The following is a 17,384-nucleotide window of genomic DNA, read 5'->3' as shown; positions in this document are numbered from 1 at the left end:
CCTTTTTTATTACTTGAAAATTTAGCCGTGCAGCTTTTCGACGATCGATTTCACACGTTGTGCATAAAGCTTCGCTGTTTCCAAATCCCCTGTTGGAATCTCATCGGTACTTGCATCTGATGGTGATTGAACCAACAAGCCGACTGAACCACCTAAATTGTTCACATCTTCACGTTTCGCATTTTTAGTATTGGCAGGCAGCAAACCTAAGCTCACCCAAATACCGCCATGCTGTGAAGCCAAAGTTTGTAATTGAATCAAGGTCACCTGCTTATCACCATTCAAGCTCGCGCTATTGGTAAAACCTGCAAACACCTTATCCTGCCAACCACGGGTAAACCAGATTTTTGAAGAAGCGTCGGCAAACTTTTTAAACTGCCAAGGGGTTGCTGCCATGTAAGTTGGTGCTCCAAACACAATACCTTGCGCATTATTAAGTGTTTGCCAATCTTGTTCCGTAATTTCACCATTCTGATCAATTTCAATTAAAGCTGCGTCAATTGCACCCGCAAAAGTTTCAGCAACCACTTTGGTATGGCCATAGCCAGAGAAATATACAACCGCAATTTGTGTCATGAGAGTATCCAAAATTTTTCAAAAGTTCGATTTAATGATATATTTTAGAAACTAGGTGTCAATTAGTTACCAACTGGTAACTACTAACATTCGATTAAGAAAATGAAGGTTATCGCTATGAATCAGGCATTAAAATACGATATTTATCAACAACATTGCCCTGCTCGGTTATTTTTTGAAAAAATTGCAGATAAATGGGTACTGATGATCATCAATGTGCTTGCGCGAGAAACCCAGCATTTCAATTTACTCAAAAAAAGCATTCAAGGCATCTCACCTAAAGTATTGTCACAAAAGCTAAAAATGTTGGAACGAGATGGCTTTATTGAAAGACAAGTACAAGATACTGCACCGATTCGAGTGGATTATTCACTCACCACACTCGGTTTAGAAGTTGCAGAAATGGCCTATCAACTCAAGGATTGGGCAGAAAGTAATATTGAACAGGTGATTTACGCTCAACGACGTTTTGATACGATACAGGAACAACAATTCGAATAATTCCGTGAGGTGTGTATGTACCCACAACCTTTAATTGCAGTTGCAGATGTCGAAAAAACCAGTCAGTGGTATCAAACTGTGCTGGGCTTAGAAAGTGGACATGGCGGCAGAGAATATGAACAATTGCTATTTGAGCAAAGCATGGTGCTGCAACTGCACCAATGGCAAGCGCATGATCACTCACATATCGGCGATCCGAAACGGGTGATTGGTAACGGCGTTTTGCTTTGGTTTGAAAGCGATCAATTTGATGAGATTGTACAAAAGCTACAAACTCACCAAGTTGAAATTTTGGAAGGACCGAAATATAACCCGAACGCACATCATCGCGAAATCTGGTTTAAAGACCCGAATGGCTATACGCTGGTTGTGGCAAGTCCATATGGCGATCTTTGATTAGAGTTGTTTAAAACCTTGCTGTCTCCATGCCTCGTAAACAATGACAGCGGTTGCATTAGAGAGGTTTAAGCTTCTTGAGTTTTCAGCCATTGGTAAACGAATCCACTGTTCTTGTGGGAACATGAGACGCACCTGCTCTGGTAAACCACGGGTTTCAGGCCCCATCAACAAAGCAACTGGACGATTCAAGTCAACTGTATGCGGCGTCGCACTACCTTTAGTCGTCAATGGGAAGACATGCTCGACCCCTTTGGCTTTCAAGTCTGCGAGGCAAAGCTCAATATTGTCCCAAATTTGCATTCTTGCCCATTCGTGATAATCCAAACCAGCACGTTTCAACTTTTTATCATCCAGCTCAAAACCTAAAGGTTTGACCAAATGGAGTTGCGCACCTGTATTGGCACATAGACGAATGATATTACCTGTATTCGCTGGAATCTCAGGCTCGTATAGGACGACATGAATCACAAATTTTCTCTACTTTTCATAATCCCTCCTAGCCTCCCTTTGAAAAAGGGAGGAACTCCCCTCTTTTTTAAAGAGGTGAGGAGCGGTTATAGCTCCGCAAGGAGGGATTTTATTGCCATTTTAACTGTTCACGTAGACTGACCACTTCACCGATAATGGTTAAAGTCGGCGCTACGATCTGATGTTCAGATACTTTGGTCGCGATATCTGCCAATGTACCCACCACCACTTTCTGATCAGGGGTTGTTCCTTTAGAAATTAAGGCCACAGGCATGCTTGGACGCTGACCATGTGCAATCAATTGCTCACAAATGCGCCCCAAACCGACCAAACCCATGTATAACACCAAAGTTTGGTTTTCATAGACCAGTTCATTCCAAGGTAACTCAGGTGAGCCTTCTTTTAAATGACCTGTCAGGAAACGTACACTTTGCGCATAATCACGATGTGTCAGTGGAATACCTGCATAGGCAGAACAACCTGAAGCTGCGGTAATGCCTGGAACAACCTGAAACGTCACATTGGCTTGCACTAATTCCTGAATCTCTTCTCCACCACGGCCAAAAATAAAGGGATCACCACCTTTTAAACGGCAAACACGTTTACCTTGCTGTGCATATTCCACCAATAAGGCATTGATGCCATCTTGTGGAACCGAATGATTAGAACGGGCTTTACCAACGTAAATCTTTTCAGCATCACGGCGACACAAATCTAGAATGGGTGCAGATACCAAGCGGTCATAAATCACCACATCGGCTTGCTGCATCAGACGCAAGGCTTTTAAAGTCAGCAGTTCTGGATCACCCGGCCCCGCGCCGACCAAATACACCTCACCTTTCGGTGCAGTCCATTCTGTTAAAGCCTGCTCAATCAGATCATTGGCCACATCAATATTGTCATTGAAAACCTGTTCTTTCAGCGGACTAGCGTACAAGTTTTCCCAAAAAATACGACGCTCATCTGGATTGGCAATTTTGGCTTTCACTTGCTTACGCCATTGTCCCGAAAACTCAGCCAACTTGCCCATACCATGCGGCACAATGGTTTCGATCTGAGTACGCAACTGTCTGGATAAAACGGGTGATGCACCATTGGAAGCCACTGAAATCACCAACGGTGAGCGATCAATAATCGCAGGCACCATAAAACGGCAATGCGGAATATCATCGACACTGTTGACCAGCAGGTTACGCTGTTCACACTGTTCAAATACGCTTTTATTGACGTCAGGCTGGTCTGTGGCAGCAATCACCAAGCGATAAGCTGTTGCCAGAATCGTTTCAGAAAAAGAGGCTTGAATATATTGCCCTGCCGATTGCTCAATAAGCTGGCGTAATTCAGGAATGATCTCTGGTGCAATCACATCAACAATTGCACCAGCTTTGACGAGCAGGTTTGCTTTGCGGTAGGCAATATGCCCACCACCCACAATCAGACAACGTTGCTGCTGCAACTTTAAAGAGATTGGGAAAATTTCCACGTCACGCCTCTATATTTTCAATCTGATTGAGCTTAAGCAAAAACTATGCACAAATTCGATGCAAAGTTTAGTCGATGTAGCTAACACCGCCCATATATGGACGTAAAACTTCTGGAATTTCGATTGAACCATCAGCGCGTTGATAATTTTCCATCACTGCAAGCAAGGTACGACCAACTGCCAAACCTGAGCCATTCAAGGTATGCACCAATTCGATCTTCTTCTGATCAACACGGTAGCGTGCTTTCATACGGCGTGCTTGGAAATCACCCACATTTGAGCAGCTTGAGATTTCGCGATAGGTATCTTGGCTCGGCACCCATACTTCTAAGTCATAAGTTTTAACTGCACCGAAGCCCATATCACCACCACAGAGCAAAATCTTACGGTACGGTAAGCCCAATGCCTGCAAAATGCCCTCTGCGTGTGCAGTCAATTCTTCAAGTGCCTGCATAGAGTGCTCTGGTTTTACGATTTGCACCATTTCGACCTTGTCGAATTGATGTTGACGAATCAAACCACGGGTATCACGACCATAAGAACCCGCTTCACTACGAAAACATGGCGTATGTGCAGAATATTTCAGTGGTAAACGATCCGCATCAATAATTTCATCACGAACGAAGTTAGTCACCGGTACTTCAGCGGTTGGAATCAGGTAATACTCTTTTTCACCTTGTAGCTTGAATAAGTCTTCTTCAAACTTAGGCAGTTGACCTGTACCACGTAAGCTATCTGCATTGACCAAATACGGTACATAAGCTTCGGTATAGCCATTTTTAAGCGTGTGTGTATCCAACATGAACTGGGCCAAAGCACGTTGTAAACGCGCCAAAGGTCCTTTCAATACGCTGAAACGTGAACCTGTTAATTTAGTTGCTGTTTCAAACTCCAGACCACCCATCATTTCACCAAGATCGGTATGGTCTTTGATTTCGAAATCAAACTGGCGTGGTGTACCCCACTTCAAGATTTCAAGGTTATCGCTTTCATCTTTACCAAAAGGGACTGATTCATCTGGCAAGTTTGGAATTGCGAGAGACTTTTGCTCAAGCTCAGCTTGCAACTCAGCCAAAGCTACTTCTGCAGCTTTGATTTCATCACCAATGGCCGCCATACGCGCCATGATCTCAGAAGCATCTCCACCCGATTTTTTGATTTGACCGACTTGCTTGGCACCTGCATTACGCTCTGCTTGTAAGTTTTCAGCTTTGGATTGCAAATCTTTACGGCGAGCTTCTAAATCAGCCCACTCTTGTACATTTAGCTGAATACCACGTTTTGCCAAAGCAGCATTGACTGCTTCAATATTATTTCTGAGTAATTTTGGGTCGATCATAATCAATCATGAATAGAGAAAAAACTGGCTATAGTGTAAGGCTTTAACCTAAAAAAATACAGCGATTGACAATTAAAGTCTCAGCACCTACAGCTAAGAAGTAGGTGCTGACATGCACTAATTAGGATCTTTAGGTAAGCTTGGTAAGTATTCTGCTTTTACAAACTGCTTGGCTGCGTAGTAAGGCAAGGTCAACTCACTCATACCTTCTGCATAAGATGCCAATTCATACAGTGGATAAACAAATACAATGCCATTTACCCCATAGTAATAGTTATCACTGACCTGTAATTGCTCTTTTTTAATGCTGTGGTCTTCCAACCAGTTTTGATTAGATGCATAAAGCTCATCACGTAGTTTGGTATTCATATCAGGTTTAAGCAATTCACTGACTGTGATATGTTTTTTATTGCTCAAATCAAAATTCACAAACTCTTGATGTGACATGCCATGTGCTGCACCTGCAGAGTAAGAATAACTCTGAATCGCAAAAGTCGCTAAGTTATAATTTTGCCCAATAAAGCGTACATAAGTACTGCTTTCACTTTGCGATGGTTCGTCCGCAGGGACTTTTACTTTTTGATCAGCAATATTCGAAAATGCATTCGGCTCCGCTTTTTTCATACGATTCACGAAATACTCATCAATCCATTTCTGATTGGTTTCAACTGTTTGTAAATCATAAGTGGTACAACCATCCTCCAAACAGACTTTCTGCTTTGGAATTTTAACCGCCACCACTTTTGCATGAATCAATGGAATATCGACTTTTTCAGTTGCCGCTGCAGTATCTTTTTTAGGTTGGCAACCTACAAGTGCAACGACAGTCAGGATGGGAAGAAGTGGAATAATTTTTGATCGTTGTGAAGTATTCATCGTCATGCAAGTCTCTGATGTTTTTCTTCACTATACAAAGCCTTGCTCCTAGATGAAATTAAAAAATGTATCCAAACTTCATATAAAAAAAGCCGCAACATGTGCGGCTTTTTAAGTGGAACAGAGAATTACTGATCAATAATATCGGTGCCTTTAGGCGGCGTGAAATTAAACACTGAGGCTGGAATCGCCTGATTCACTTTAATATTATTGAAACGAACATAAGTGGTTTGACCCAAAGAGTCTTGTAATACCATCAAATTCGGTGCCTTATTGCCACCAAAACTAATCGTTAAGCTTTGGAATGCGCCATCTTCCTGTTTCGGATACAAGGTGTAATACAGTTTGGTACGGTCTGGTTGAGTCACACGATAAGACTGCATGATCTGGTTGGTATTACCCGATAACAATAATGCAGGCGTATTGGCAATTTGATCATCTAAGCTTTGACGTACGGCTTGCTGTAAGTCCGGATCATAAATCCACACCACTTTACCTGTGGTCACAATGGTTTGTTTGGCTGGACTGGTGGTTTCCCAATAAAATTTCCCCGGACGCTCAACTTTCATGGTTCCTTTAAAGGTTTGATTCATATGTTGAGCAGTTAAACCTTTTTTTTGTATTGCTTTATTACTGGTTGCCACTTTTGTGGTTTGTTCAAAATCTGCGGTGAATCGTTGCAAGCCAGATAACTGTTGAACCAAACTTGTGGTCGCTTGCTGAGCCGATGCAGCTACAGGTGCAGCGAATACCTGACTACTCACAACAGGAGCAAGTGTCATTGCACTTAACGTTGCAGCATAAGCCATTTTTTTTACGAAATTCATAAAAACAACCTTCTATCAGATTTCTACTGGTATGACGACATCTTACTGTTTTTGATCATTAAAAAAATGAAGAAAAGCAACGGTTTTGTGTAATTCGTGTCGCAAAGTTCTGCATTATGTATGAAGTTGCAGCCTTTATGTAGAGATTGTAAGGATGAAATTCTACTTTTCGACCATTCACCAACTAAGGACTTCAATGCCAGATCAGAGAAATTATTCATCAACAATGCTCTAGACGAAAAATAAGAGTTTGATAACCTAAAACCAATAATTTAAAAAGCACCGTCCATGAAAAGCCTTGCCTTTATACACCGAAATGACACACGATTTGCGATTGGCGATTTTTATCCAGCCCTTTCTGTCTTTTCTTATCAGGAACTGGGTAATACCACCTCGCCCTTTTTATTGCTAGATCATCTAGGCCCAGGACGTTTATCACCCAAAAGCACGAAAAAAGGTGTCAATGAACATCCACACCGCGGCTTTGAAACAGTGACCTTTGTTTTTGCAGGTGAATTACAACACCAAGATTCTACAGGTCAAGGCGGCATCATTGCGCAAGGCGATGTTCAATGGATGACGGCAGCTTCTGGTATTCAGCATACAGAACATTTTAGTCCAGAGTTTCGTGAGCGTGGTGGATACTTTGAAATGGTGCAATTGTGGGTCAACCTTCCCGCAAAAGATAAAATGTCAGCACCACATTATCAAAGCTTACTGAATCACAAGATCCCAAAAGTCATTCTCGAAAATAATGCAGGCTATGTTCGTATCGTGGCCGGACAGTTCCAGAATATTCATGGGATCGCCGAAACCTTTAGCCCGATGAATGTCTTTGATGTACACCTAAATAAAGGACAGCAACTCACTCTGCCTGCCAATCATGGCGATACGACTTTAATTTATTTACGTAAAGGCAAGCTTCAGTTCGCAGCGCATGAAGACCGCTTAGAAGAACAGGCCTTAGCGGTGATGTCGAGCTTTGATACAAATGTTGTGATCACTGCCTTAGAGGATTGTGATCTGCTATTTTTATCCGCACCGCCCTTACAAGAACCAATCAATGGACATGGTTTCTTTGTGATGAACAGTTATGAGGAAATTTTAAAGGCTTACGAGGACTTAAAAACAGGAAACTTTGGAACAGCTTCCGACTAAACTACAATTCAAAATTGATATACATAAAAAAACCCGCTCAAAGCGGGTTTTCTCGAACTATTAAAACTTAAGCTTCAACAGTTACATAGCGACGGCCAAATTGACCTTTCACTTCAAACTTTACTACGCCGTCAGCAGTAGCAAATAAAGTATGGTCACGGCCCATACCAACATTTGCACCAGCGTGGAACTCAGTACCACGTTGACGAACGATGATGTTACCAGCAGTTACAGTTTGACCACCGTAAACTTTAACACCTAACATCTTAGGATTCGAATCACGACCGTTCTTCGTCGATCCACCGGCTTTTTTAGTTGCCATGTCTATTTACTCCTCGTGTTAGCCTGCGATACCAGTAATTTTCAACTCGGTAAACCATTGACGGTGACCTTGTTGCTTACGGTAGTGTTTACGACGACGCATTTTGATGATGCGGATTTTGTCGTGACGACCATGGCCAACTACTTCTGCAGTTACTTTTGCGCCAGCAACAACTGGAGCACCGATTTGAATGTTGTCACCGTTAACAACCATTAATACGTCATCAAACGTAATAGTCGCGCCAGTTTCAGCTTTCAATAATTCTACTTTAAGGGTTTCACCCTCAACAACACGGTGCTGTTTACCACCGCTTTGGATTACTGCGTACATAATGTACTCCAACTTGCCCGTGTCGTCGTGCCGATAAAGGGATATACCGATCTTAAGACGAACGCCACTGGGGTTATACAAGGGGACAAATTTTAAGTGAAAATTGATCAAACGACAAGTGATTTTACATAAACACATGTATATCGATAACTTGCTTGGATTTTTAAGCAAAATCAATTAGATTGATGGCGAACTGTTTTGATTGATTCTGATCAAAATTTGAAATACATTTTTGAAAACAAATTGTGACAATAACAAACTGTGTTTTTACAGTGCCATAAGTAAAGTAATGGCGCTTGGTGGGAACTTCCCTTTTTTCTGTCTAATTTAAGACCAAAGAGCTCATCATCGTGTTTTAAATGACAGATTACGCAGTCTGTATAACTGTTTAGTCACAGATTAATTGATACACTTGGCAACACTACCCACCTATACGAGGTTTTTCTTCATATGGTTATCGATTTTAAGCAAGACATTCTCTCCCCTGTTGCGACAGATTTTGCTGCGATGGATCGCCTGATTAATGAAGGAATTAGTTCAAAAGTGGGCCTCGTCATGAGTGTCAGCAAACACGTGGTAGAAGCAGGCGGCAAACGCATGCGCCCGATTATGTGCTTATTGGCAGCGCGTGCTTGTGGACTCGCCAATATGCAACAGGCACAGCATTTGGCTGCGGTGATTGAAATGCTGCACACCGCAACTTTGGTTCATGATGACGTGGTAGATGAATCGAACTTGCGCCGTGGTCGTCCAACAGCAAATGCCACTTGGAATAATCAAACAGCAGTTTTAGTCGGTGACTTTTTAATCTCGCGAGCTTTTGATTTATTGGTCGACTTAAACAATATGACCTTATTAAAAGATTTTTCGACAGGTACCTGTGAAATTGCAGAAGGTGAAGTACTGCAACTGCAATCGCAGCACCAACCAGAAACCACAGAAGAAACTTATTTAAGAATTATCCACGGTAAAACCTCTCGTTTATTCGAACTTGCCACTGAAGGTGCAGCTATTCTGGCGGGAGCAGAAGAATACCGTGAACCTTTGCGTCGCTTCGCAGGTCATTTTGGTAATGCCTTTCAGATTATCGACGATATTTTAGATTACACCTCTGATGCTGAAACATTAGGTAAAAATATTGGCGATGATTTAATGGAAGGAAAACCAACTTTACCGTTAATTTCGGCATTAGCTCATTCAACAGGCGAGGATCACGAGATCATTCGTCGCAGTATTGCAACGGGTGGTGTTGAGCATTTAGATAAAGTGATTGAAATTGTTCATCACTCGGGTGGCCTAGATTACTGTCAAAAACGTGCCCAACAGGAAACGGATGCCGCTTTAGAAGCGTTAAAAGCGCTGCCAGATAATGAATATCGCCAAGCACTGATCAATTTGACCTTAATGGCTTTACATCGACTACAATAATTTTCTGACCGCCTATGCATTTAACCTTATCTGATCTTTTTCTAAAAATGCAGGAACAGCTTGACCAACCTCAAGCTATTCTTGACGAACAACTACTGATTGAACTGGTCAATCGGATCCGTCCCAAAAATTCAAATGATGCGGATGAAGTCAAACAACGTATTCATGCGCTGATCAAAATATTATTACTGACTCCAACCTCAGCAATCCTGCTGCAAAATTTCTTACTTAAGCTCATTAGCCAATATAAACAGTTAAGCTTATATGCTGACAGCGGGATTCTATCGCTGGATGGTTTTTGGAACCAGCTGGGACAACGTCTAGGTGCGCATTTCCTCCCTTTAGTCGAAGACGGTCAACAGCTTAAAACTTTGATTGGAAAAGTGTTCCACCAAGAAAATGACAGTGAATGGCTCGATCTGATTGAGAATCAGGACTGGATTACGCTATTCAACCTATTAGGTGAAAGCCAAAGCAATACCAAAGAAAAGCAAGTTTCAAAAAATGAGCTGATTAAAGCGATTACCGTATTGTCCTATCGAATTAGTGGTATCGGTTTATATCCTGAATTTATTAATGCGCAACCTGAAATTACCGAATATGAATCGCCTTTTCTAGTTCAAAACCGAGAAATCGTAGAATTTATCGAGAAATATAAAAAGCAGATTGATGATCAAGACGCGGTTGTTGTTTTGCCGCCACCAGACGCTTCACAAGCCTTTGTAATGCTGGATCAGTGTCGTGAAGTGGTGCTCAAAATTCGCCGTGCCACCAAACGGATTGGGGTTAGTATCAGCCTGACCTATTTATTATCACTATTAGAACAGGCGATTGATCGGATTGAACTGCTGCTGACTTTATTAGCCAGTCAAAATGATGCACGTTATACCGCATTGGGTGAGCTGATCGTCGATTTGACCAAAGCTCATTACAATGAAAAAAGTGTTCGTCATTTACTGACTTCAACCAGTGAATTGATTGCCTTACAGGTAACTGAAAACGCCAGTAAAACAGGCGAACATTATGTAAGTACCGACAAAGCTGGCTTCTTTGGTATGTACAAGGCAGCTGCGGGTGCAGGTGCAATCATTGCCACCATGGCAACGCTGAAAATTTTAACTGCACGCTTGGTACTTGCACCGTTTGGTCATGCCTTTTTATATAGTATGAACTATGCGCTTGGTTTTATGCTGATCCATGTATTGCATTTTACCGTGGCGACCAAACAGCCTGCCATGACTGCTGCAGCTTTGGCATCAACCGTACAGCAGCAAAAAGGCAGCAAGACCGCACAAATTGCCGAACTGGCCGCACTGATTATTAATATTATCCGAACCCAGTTCATTGCGATTCTAGGCAATATCTCGATTGCAATCCCAACTGCGGCACTGATTACCTTTTTATGGCAATACAATCTCGGTGAACCGCTGCTCAATCATGCCAAATCAGCCGCATTGCTACATAGTCTCAACCCCTTTACCTCACTGGCGGTTCCACATGCTGCAATTGCAGGTGTTTGTTTATTTTTCTCAGGCCTAATCGCAGGATATTTCGATAACTTGGCGGTTTACCGTAAAGTCGGCCCACGCTTAAAGCAGCATCGACGTTTAAAACGCTGGATGGGACAACAACGGTTGGATAAATTTGCCAACTATATTGAAACCAATCTTGGCGCATTGGCGGGTAACTTCTTGTTCGGGATCATGCTGGGTAGTATGGGAACGATTGGATTTATCTTAGGCTTGCCTTTAGATATTCGTCATATTGCCTTTGCTTCTGCCAACTTTATCCAAGGTTTAATGACCATTGGTGGTCCTGACATTGGTTTAATTTTAGTGTCATTCTTAGGTGTGATGCTGATCGGCTTAACCAACTTATTTGTCAGCTTTACCTTGACGATTATTGTTGCTCTACGTGCACGTCGTGTTCGTTTTGCACAATGGAAACCTTTAGCTAAGTTAGTGACAACGCATTTCTTAACTCGACCAAGTGATTTTTTCTGGCCACCTAAGCAACCCGTAGAAGTTGAAGAGCAAAGCAAAAACGTATCTTCACATCACTAACTTTGTACAGAAAAAACAGCGAAGTACAAGTCTAACATTTGAACTATTTTTACGTATAATCAAACCACCAAAAATAGTTCAAATGGGTTGGTATTCCCAGCGTCTATTGTTCAATAGATCACTTCTCAGCCATGGTATCCCCTTTACCCGAAGGAGATACGATGACGTGAGTTCGTATCTCAATTTGAATGATAGAGATCAAAAAATGCTTCTATATCACTAACTATGTAAGAATTTTATGATGTATTTTGAATAAGTGGTTTGTTATTTCACTTTCGTCGAATCATGTTATATGGCAGATATTGTGGTTTTCATGATGAATCGAATACGTTAAAAACAGCTTCTTTCAATAAATACTGATGTCGATTGAAAATGAGATATACATCAAATTTTGTTATGTTTTTTTACTAGACCTTAAAAAAACACAAAAATGAAATTATCATAAAATTTCAAGACTTGACCAAAAGTGTACTCACGAGTACACTTTCTAACACTCAACAACCCTGAACAATGGTTAAGCAAATAATGAGTAGCGCATGCCATACCTATTGCTTTGTATTGGTTGCTTTTTTTTAGGACTCGGTGTGATTGGGTTAATGAATTCCAACGCATCAACTTTAGACCTTTTTAGTGTTCAAGCTTTTTTTGAACACCGTTCATTTACGCTTAATCATGTGACAGTTCTGCTCTCTCGGCTCGGTGGAATGCCTTTTTTACTATTTTTAACAACATTTTTGTGTATTTACCAAACGTGGATTAAAAATTATAAGAATGTGACGTTTATCGCTTTAAGTGTCAGTGGCAGCATTGTGATTGGTTGGCTTCTGAAATGGGGCATTGATCGGCCAAGACCAATGGAGTTTTATCACTTGGTTCAAAGTTATGGTGCATCCTTCCCAAGTGCCCATAGCCTTTATGCTGCAACCCTTGCGAGTCTAGCTATGTTGTTGTGTCAACAACATAAATATCGCACCAGTGTCATTTTAGTATCTACTTTATGGTTTATCTTCATGGGGATATCTAGAATCTATGCGGGGGTTCACTACCCAACTGACGTACTTGCCGGTTGGGGAATTGGGTTGATTTGGACTTCGTTGCTTTGGTTTGGGCTGTATCAAAGCACTTTCAGCAACAATTTGTTTTTAGATAAAAAATCTAAATTGAGGTGGAATAATGATGTCGGCTAAGCTTTGGGCTCCTGCCCTAACTGCTTGCGCATTAGCAACAAGCATTGCGCTTGTTGGTTGTAGCAAAGATCCTAAAGATGCACAGCAAGCTGCTGCTGCTCAAAAAATGCCACCTCCAGAAGTTGGTGTCATTGTTGCGCAACCACAAAGCGTTGAACAAAACGTCGAACTGTCAGGACGAACCTCTGCATATCAAGTTTCGGAAGTACGCCCTCAAACAGGTGGCGTAATCTTAAAACGATTATTTGCTGAAGGAAGCTACGTTCAAGCAGGTCAAGCACTTTATCAAATTGATGCAAATACCAACCGCGCAACAGCAGACAATGCTCGTGCAACGTTATTGCGTCAACAAGCAAACTTAAATGCATTACGCGTGAAAGAAGGCCGTTATCGTCAGCTTGTGGGAACCAATGCGGTTTCTAAACAAGAATATGATGATATCAATGCTCAAGTAAAATTAGCTGAAGCTGATGTCGCTGCATCTGAAGCTGCATTAAAAAATGCTGAAATTACATTGGGCTACTCAACTGTTCGCGCACCAATTTCTGGTCAATCTAGCCGTTCTTCGGTGACACCAGGTGCATTGGTGACTGCAAACCAAGCCGATCCATTGGTGACAATTCAACAACTAGATCCAATCTATGTTGATATCAATCAATCGAGTGCTGAATTATTGCGTTTACGCCAACAACTCAGCAAAGGCAGCTTGAATAACAGTAACAATACCCGTGTCAAAATCACGCTGGAAGATGGTTCTGAATACCCAGTGGAAGGTCAACTCGCTTTCTCTGATGCAAGTGTGAATCCGGATACAGGTACTGTGACTTTACGTGCAGTCTTCTCAAATCCAAACCATTTGTTATTACCAGGTATGTATGCAACGGCTAAAATTTCGCAAGGAGTTTTGCCAAATGCCTATCTGATTCCTCAAGCAGCTGTGTCTCGTTTACCAACAGGACAAGCAATTGCTTTAGTAGTAAATGCAAAAGGTGCGATCGAAACACGCCCAGTTAAAACTGTGGGTGTCAAAGGTCAAGACTGGATTGTAACTGAAGGCTTACAGGCTGGTGATAAAGTTGTTGTTGATGGTGTTGCCAAGGTAAAAGAAGGACAGGAAGTGTCTGCTAAACCTTATCAACCAAAAGCAGCTGAAGGTCAAAATGCAGCACCAAAAGCTGCTGAACAACAAAAGCAAGCCAATTCACCAAAAGCTGAACAAAAAGCAACTTCAGAAGCTTAAGGGGTAGATTGCATGGCTCAATTTTTTATCCATCGCCCAATTTTCGCTTGGGTGATTGCACTGGTCATTATGTTGGCGGGTATTATCACGCTGACAAAAATGCCAGTTGCACAATATCCGACAATTGCCCCCCCCACGGTAACCATTTCTGCAACTTATCCTGGGGCTTCTGCTCAAACCGTTGAAAATACGGTCACCCAAATCATTGAACAACAAATGAATGGTTTGGATGGCTTACGTTACATTTCATCGAACAGTGCGGGTAATGGTCAAGCATCAATTAACTTAAACTTTGCACAAGGTATCGATCCAGATATCGCGCAGGTTCAAGTTCAAAACAAACTGCAATCAGCAACAGCGCTTTTACCTGCTGACGTACAACGTCAAGGTGTAAAAGTGACTAAGTCTGGCGCAAGCTTCTTGCAAGTTATTGCTTTTTACTCACCAGATAACAGCCTTTCTGCATCTGACATTAAAGACTATGTGAACTCAAATATTTCTGAGCCACTGAGTCGTGTGGCGGGTGTGGGTGAACTCCAAGTATTTGGTGGTTCATATGCAATGCGTATCTGGTTAGATCCAGCAAAGCTGACGAGCTTTAACTTAACGCCTAATGATGTTGCAACAGCCATTCGTGCACAAAACTCTCAAGTTGCAGTTGGTCAGCTCGGTGGTGCGCCATCGACTGCGGGTCAAGTACTCAACGCAACCGTGAATGCACAAACCATGTTGCAAACCCCTGAACAGTTTAAAAACATCTTCCTGAAAAATACTTCAGGTGGTGCTCAAGTTCGTTTAGGTGATGTTGCACGTGTGGAATTGGGTTCTGATAACTACCAATTCGACTCGAAATTTAATGGTAGTCCTGCAGGTGGTGTTGCAATCAAACTTGCAACAGGTGCCAATGCACTGGATACCGCTGCCGCAGTTGAAAAGCGTTTATCTGAGTTACGTCATAACTATCCAAGCGGTTTAAAAGACAAGCTTGCGTATGACACCACACCATTTATTCGTCTATCAATTGAAAGTGTTGTCCATACACTGATTGAAGCAGTCGTCTTGGTATTTATCGTAATGTTCTTGTTCTTACAGAACTGGCGCGCAACGATTATTCCGACATTGGCTGTACCTGTAGTGGTATTGGGTACCTTTGCCGTGATTAATATCTTCGGATTCTCAATCAACACCTTAACCATGTTCGCAATGGTACTGGCCATCGGTCTGTTGGTAGATGACGCCATCGTTGTCGTCGAGAACGTTGAACGGGTGATGCAAGAAGAACATCTCGAACCGATTCCAGCGACTGAAAAGTCAATGAGTCAGATTTCGGGTGCCTTAGTCGGTATCACCAGTGTATTAACAGCGGTATTCGTACCGATGGCATTCTTCAGTGGAACCACTGGGGTGATTTATCGTCAGTTCTCGATCACGCTGGTTACGGCGATGATCCTGTCATTACTTGTAGCATTAACCTTTACCCCTGCCCTGTGTGCGACCTTGTTAAAACAACACGATCCAAACAAAGAAGAAAGCAACAATATTTTCGCGCGTTTCTTCCGTTGGTTTAACCGTAGCTTTGAAAAACTTTCAGAGAAATACCAAGGCGGCGTCAATCGTATGACCCACCACAAGTTATTCTCTGGTGTGCTTTATATTGTTGTGATCGCAGCGTTGGTTGGTATCTACAAAGTATTGCCATCTTCTTTCTTACCAGAAGAAGACCAAGGTGTGGTCATGACCTTAGTTCAGTTACCACCGAGCGCGAGCTTGGAACGTACTGATAAAGTCATTGATACCATGACGGGTTACTTCTTGAATAAGGAAAAAGAAAATGTAGAGTCGATCTTTACAGTTGCTGGTTTCTCATTCACAGGGGTGGGTCAAAACGCGGGTCTTGCCTTTATTAAATTAAAAGACTGGAGTGAACGTACCACACCAGAATCACAGATTGGTGCCATCATTCAACGTGGTATGGCATTGAACATGATTGTGAAAGATGCGTCTTACATCATGCCATTGCAGTTACCAGCAATGCCTGAATTGGGTGTCGCTTCTGGTTTCGATATCCAGTTGAAAGATGCAAGCGGTCAAGGGCATGAAAAGCTGATTGCTGCACGTAATGCAATTTTAGGTATGGCATCACAAGACAAACGTCTTGCAGGTGTACGTCCAAATGGTCAAGAAGATACACCGCAGTACCAGATCACCATTGATCAAGCGCAAGCAGGTGCAATGGGCGTCAGTATCGCTGATATTAACAGCACCATGAGCATGGCTTGGGGTGGTTCATATATCAATGACTTCGTTGACCGTGGTCGTGTGAAGAAAGTTTATGTCCAAGGTGAAGCGGATACCCGCATGATGCCTGAAGACTTGAACAAGTGGTATGTGCGTAATAACAAAGGCGAAATGGTTCCTTTCTCTGGCTTTGCCAAAGGTGAATGGACTTATGGTTCACCACGTCTAGAGCGTTATAACGGCGTATCATCTGTTAACATTCAAGGTACGCCTGCACCAGGTGTCAGCTCTGGTGATGCAATGTTGGCGATGGAAGAAATCATTGGTAAGTTGCCATCTATGGGCTTAACAGGTTTCGACTATGAATGGACAGGTTTATCTTTAGAAGAACGTGATTCTGGTAGCCAAACGGCTCCTCTGTTGGTTCTTTCATTATTAATCGTATTCCTATGTCTTGCTGCACTCTATGAAAGCTGGTCAGTACCCGTTTCGGTATTACTGGTTGTACCTTTAGGTATCGTGGGTGCATTTACCTTGACATGGTTAGGTATGCTGATTAAAGGTGATCCAAACTTATCCTTTAACATTTACTTCCAGGTTGCAATTGTTGCCGTAATTGGTCTTTCAGCGAAAAATGCGATCTTGATCGTCGAATTTGCGAAAGAATTACAGGAACAAGGCGAAGAGCTCTTTGAAGCAACATTACATGCTGCAAAAATGCGTTTACGCCCAATTATCATGACCACACTTGCATTTGGTTTTGGTGTATTACCATTAGCCTTGGCAAGCGGTGCGGGCGCTGGTAGCCAACACTCAGTCGGTTATGGTGTACTTGGTGGTGTAATTTCTTCAACTCTTTTAGGTATCTTCTTTATCCCTGTATTCTTCGTGTGGATTCGTAGTATCTTTAAGTACAAACCTAAAACTTTAAATACTCAGGAGCATTGAT

16 protein-coding genes are annotated in these 17,384 nt (G+C 42.2%); 8 read left to right on the top strand and 8 right to left on the bottom strand.

The features are described 5' to 3' along the window. Nucleotides 1–21: 21 nt before the first annotated feature. Nucleotides 22–576 (bottom strand): flavodoxin family protein, encoded by a 555-nt coding sequence (locus tag WA352_RS03435; RefSeq protein WP_336141284.1) that lies wholly within the window; start codon nucleotides 574–576, stop codon nucleotides 22–24. A gap of 117 nt (nucleotides 577–693) precedes the next feature. Here WA352_RS03435 and WA352_RS03430 point away from each other — a divergent pair, with 117 nt between their 5' ends. Both WA352_RS03430 and WA352_RS03425 read left to right on the top strand, forming a co-directional pair. Continuing rightward, nucleotides 694–1,077: a winged helix-turn-helix transcriptional regulator gene (locus tag WA352_RS03430; protein ID WP_005205896.1), complete on the top strand. Its 384-nt coding sequence runs from the start codon at nucleotides 694–696 to the stop codon at nucleotides 1,075–1,077. A gap of 15 nt (nucleotides 1,078–1,092) precedes the next feature. Then, on the top strand, nucleotides 1,093–1,473 hold the full coding sequence (locus tag WA352_RS03425) for a VOC family protein (protein WP_336141283.1): 381 nt from the start codon (nucleotides 1,093–1,095) through the stop codon (nucleotides 1,471–1,473). Here the strand turns inward: WA352_RS03425 and WA352_RS03420 are convergent, their stop codons facing one another. The 5 genes from WA352_RS03420 to lolA all read right to left on the bottom strand — a co-directional run bounded on the left by WA352_RS03420 (nucleotide 1,474) and on the right by lolA (nucleotide 6,469). Continuing rightward, nucleotides 1,474–1,944, bottom strand: a complete 471-nt coding sequence (locus WA352_RS03420; protein ID WP_004669235.1) for a tRNA (cytidine(34)-2'-O)-methyltransferase — start codon at nucleotides 1,942–1,944, stop codon at nucleotides 1,474–1,476. Nucleotides 1,945–2,053: 109 nt separating this feature from the next. Then, complete coding sequence (cysG, locus tag WA352_RS03415) at nucleotides 2,054–3,427, bottom strand: siroheme synthase CysG (protein ID WP_336141280.1); 1,374 nt, start codon at nucleotides 3,425–3,427, stop codon at nucleotides 2,054–2,056. A 67-nt stretch (nucleotides 3,428–3,494) separates the two neighbouring features. Continuing rightward, nucleotides 3,495–4,766, bottom strand: coding sequence for a serine--tRNA ligase (serS, locus tag WA352_RS03410; RefSeq protein WP_005205904.1), 1,272 nt, complete (start codon nucleotides 4,764–4,766; stop codon nucleotides 3,495–3,497). Between the two features lie 117 nt (nucleotides 4,767–4,883). Beyond that, on the bottom strand, nucleotides 4,884–5,648 hold the full coding sequence (locus WA352_RS03405) for an RsiV family protein (protein WP_033133581.1): 765 nt from the start codon (nucleotides 5,646–5,648) through the stop codon (nucleotides 4,884–4,886). A 122-nt stretch (nucleotides 5,649–5,770) separates the two neighbouring features. After that, a complete protein-coding gene (gene lolA, locus WA352_RS03400) occupies nucleotides 5,771–6,469 on the bottom strand; it encodes an outer membrane lipoprotein chaperone LolA (protein WP_005322714.1) in 699 nt (232 codons plus the stop codon). Nucleotides 6,470–6,757: 288 nt separating this feature from the next. On the opposite strand from lolA, the gene WA352_RS03395 reads away from it, so the two are divergent. Further along, nucleotides 6,758–7,627, top strand: coding sequence for a pirin family protein (locus tag WA352_RS03395; RefSeq protein WP_033133582.1), 870 nt, complete (start codon nucleotides 6,758–6,760; stop codon nucleotides 7,625–7,627). A 67-nt stretch (nucleotides 7,628–7,694) separates the two neighbouring features. Here WA352_RS03395 and rpmA read toward each other — a convergent pair whose 3' ends face one another. After that, nucleotides 7,695–7,949 (bottom strand): 50S ribosomal protein L27, encoded by a 255-nt coding sequence (rpmA, locus tag WA352_RS03390; RefSeq protein WP_004640422.1) that lies wholly within the window; start codon nucleotides 7,947–7,949, stop codon nucleotides 7,695–7,697. 18 nt (nucleotides 7,950–7,967) lie between these two features. Further along, nucleotides 7,968–8,279 (bottom strand): 50S ribosomal protein L21, encoded by a 312-nt coding sequence (gene rplU / locus WA352_RS03385; RefSeq protein ID WP_004652230.1) that lies wholly within the window; start codon nucleotides 8,277–8,279, stop codon nucleotides 7,968–7,970. 450 nt (nucleotides 8,280–8,729) lie between these two features. Here rplU and sdsA point away from each other — a divergent pair, with 450 nt between their 5' ends. The 5 genes from sdsA (at nucleotide 8,730) to adeJ (ending at nucleotide 17,383) form a co-directional block, all read left to right on the top strand. Then, nucleotides 8,730–9,707, top strand: a complete 978-nt coding sequence (gene sdsA, locus WA352_RS03380; RefSeq protein ID WP_004803115.1) for an All-trans-nonaprenyl-diphosphate synthase — start codon at nucleotides 8,730–8,732, stop codon at nucleotides 9,705–9,707. 14 nt (nucleotides 9,708–9,721) lie between these two features. After that, a complete protein-coding gene (locus WA352_RS03375; protein ID WP_033133583.1) occupies nucleotides 9,722–11,770 on the top strand; it encodes a site-specific recombinase in 2,049 nt (682 codons plus the stop codon). Between the two features lie 536 nt (nucleotides 11,771–12,306). Then, nucleotides 12,307–12,957 carry a phosphatase PAP2 family protein gene (locus WA352_RS03370; protein WP_033133584.1) on the top strand — a complete coding sequence of 217 codons (651 nt, stop codon included), beginning with the start codon at nucleotides 12,307–12,309 and terminating at the stop codon, nucleotides 12,955–12,957. After that, nucleotides 12,944–14,197 carry an efflux RND transporter periplasmic adaptor subunit gene (locus tag WA352_RS03365; protein WP_005205916.1) on the top strand — a complete coding sequence of 418 codons (1,254 nt, stop codon included), beginning with the start codon at nucleotides 12,944–12,946 and terminating at the stop codon, nucleotides 14,195–14,197. Before WA352_RS03370 ends, WA352_RS03365 begins: the two co-directional genes overlap by 14 nt. A 12-nt stretch (nucleotides 14,198–14,209) precedes the next feature. Further along, on the top strand, nucleotides 14,210–17,383 hold the full coding sequence (adeJ, locus tag WA352_RS03360) for a multidrug efflux RND transporter permease subunit AdeJ (RefSeq protein ID WP_033133585.1): 3,174 nt from the start codon (nucleotides 14,210–14,212) through the stop codon (nucleotides 17,381–17,383). Nucleotide 17,384: the final 1 nt, after the last annotated feature.

Origin of the sequence: Acinetobacter sp. 102, from assembly GCF_037028485.1 — a bacterium.
GTDB classification, from domain to species: Bacteria; Pseudomonadota; Gammaproteobacteria; order Pseudomonadales; family Moraxellaceae; genus Acinetobacter; species Acinetobacter higginsii.
The sequence above is the reverse complement of the archived record's forward strand: the minus strand, read 5'-3'. Positions and strand labels throughout refer to the sequence as shown.

What these genes read in the sequence shown, in the direction of transcription:
- WA352_RS03435 (WP_336141284.1), bottom strand. Translation starts at nt 576, where the DNA reads ATGACACAAATTGCGGTTGTATATTTCTCTGGCTATGGCCATACCAAA.
- WA352_RS03430 (WP_005205896.1), top strand. Translation starts at nt 694, where the DNA reads ATGAATCAGGCATTAAAATACGATATTTATCAACAACATTGCCCTGCT.
- WA352_RS03425 (WP_336141283.1), top strand. Translation starts at nt 1,093, where the DNA reads ATGTACCCACAACCTTTAATTGCAGTTGCAGATGTCGAAAAAACCAGT.
- serS (WP_005205904.1), bottom strand. Translation starts at nt 4,766, where the DNA reads ATGATCGACCCAAAATTACTCAGAAATAATATTGAAGCAGTCAATGCT.
- WA352_RS03405 (WP_033133581.1), bottom strand. Translation starts at nt 5,648, where the DNA reads ATGACGATGAATACTTCACAACGATCAAAAATTATTCCACTTCTTCCC.
- lolA (WP_005322714.1), bottom strand. Translation starts at nt 6,469, where the DNA reads ATGAATTTCGTAAAAAAAATGGCTTATGCTGCAACGTTAAGTGCAATG.
- WA352_RS03395 (WP_033133582.1), top strand. Translation starts at nt 6,758, where the DNA reads ATGAAAAGCCTTGCCTTTATACACCGAAATGACACACGATTTGCGATT.
- rpmA (WP_004640422.1), bottom strand. Translation starts at nt 7,949, where the DNA reads ATGGCAACTAAAAAAGCCGGTGGATCGACGAAGAACGGTCGTGATTCG.
- rplU (WP_004652230.1), bottom strand. Translation starts at nt 8,279, where the DNA reads ATGTACGCAGTAATCCAAAGCGGTGGTAAACAGCACCGTGTTGTTGAG.
- sdsA (WP_004803115.1), top strand. Translation starts at nt 8,730, where the DNA reads ATGGTTATCGATTTTAAGCAAGACATTCTCTCCCCTGTTGCGACAGAT.
- WA352_RS03375 (WP_033133583.1), top strand. Translation starts at nt 9,722, where the DNA reads ATGCATTTAACCTTATCTGATCTTTTTCTAAAAATGCAGGAACAGCTT.
- WA352_RS03370 (WP_033133584.1), top strand. Translation starts at nt 12,307, where the DNA reads ATGCCATACCTATTGCTTTGTATTGGTTGCTTTTTTTTAGGACTCGGT.
- WA352_RS03365 (WP_005205916.1), top strand. Translation starts at nt 12,944, where the DNA reads ATGATGTCGGCTAAGCTTTGGGCTCCTGCCCTAACTGCTTGCGCATTA.
- adeJ (WP_033133585.1), top strand. Translation starts at nt 14,210, where the DNA reads ATGGCTCAATTTTTTATCCATCGCCCAATTTTCGCTTGGGTGATTGCA.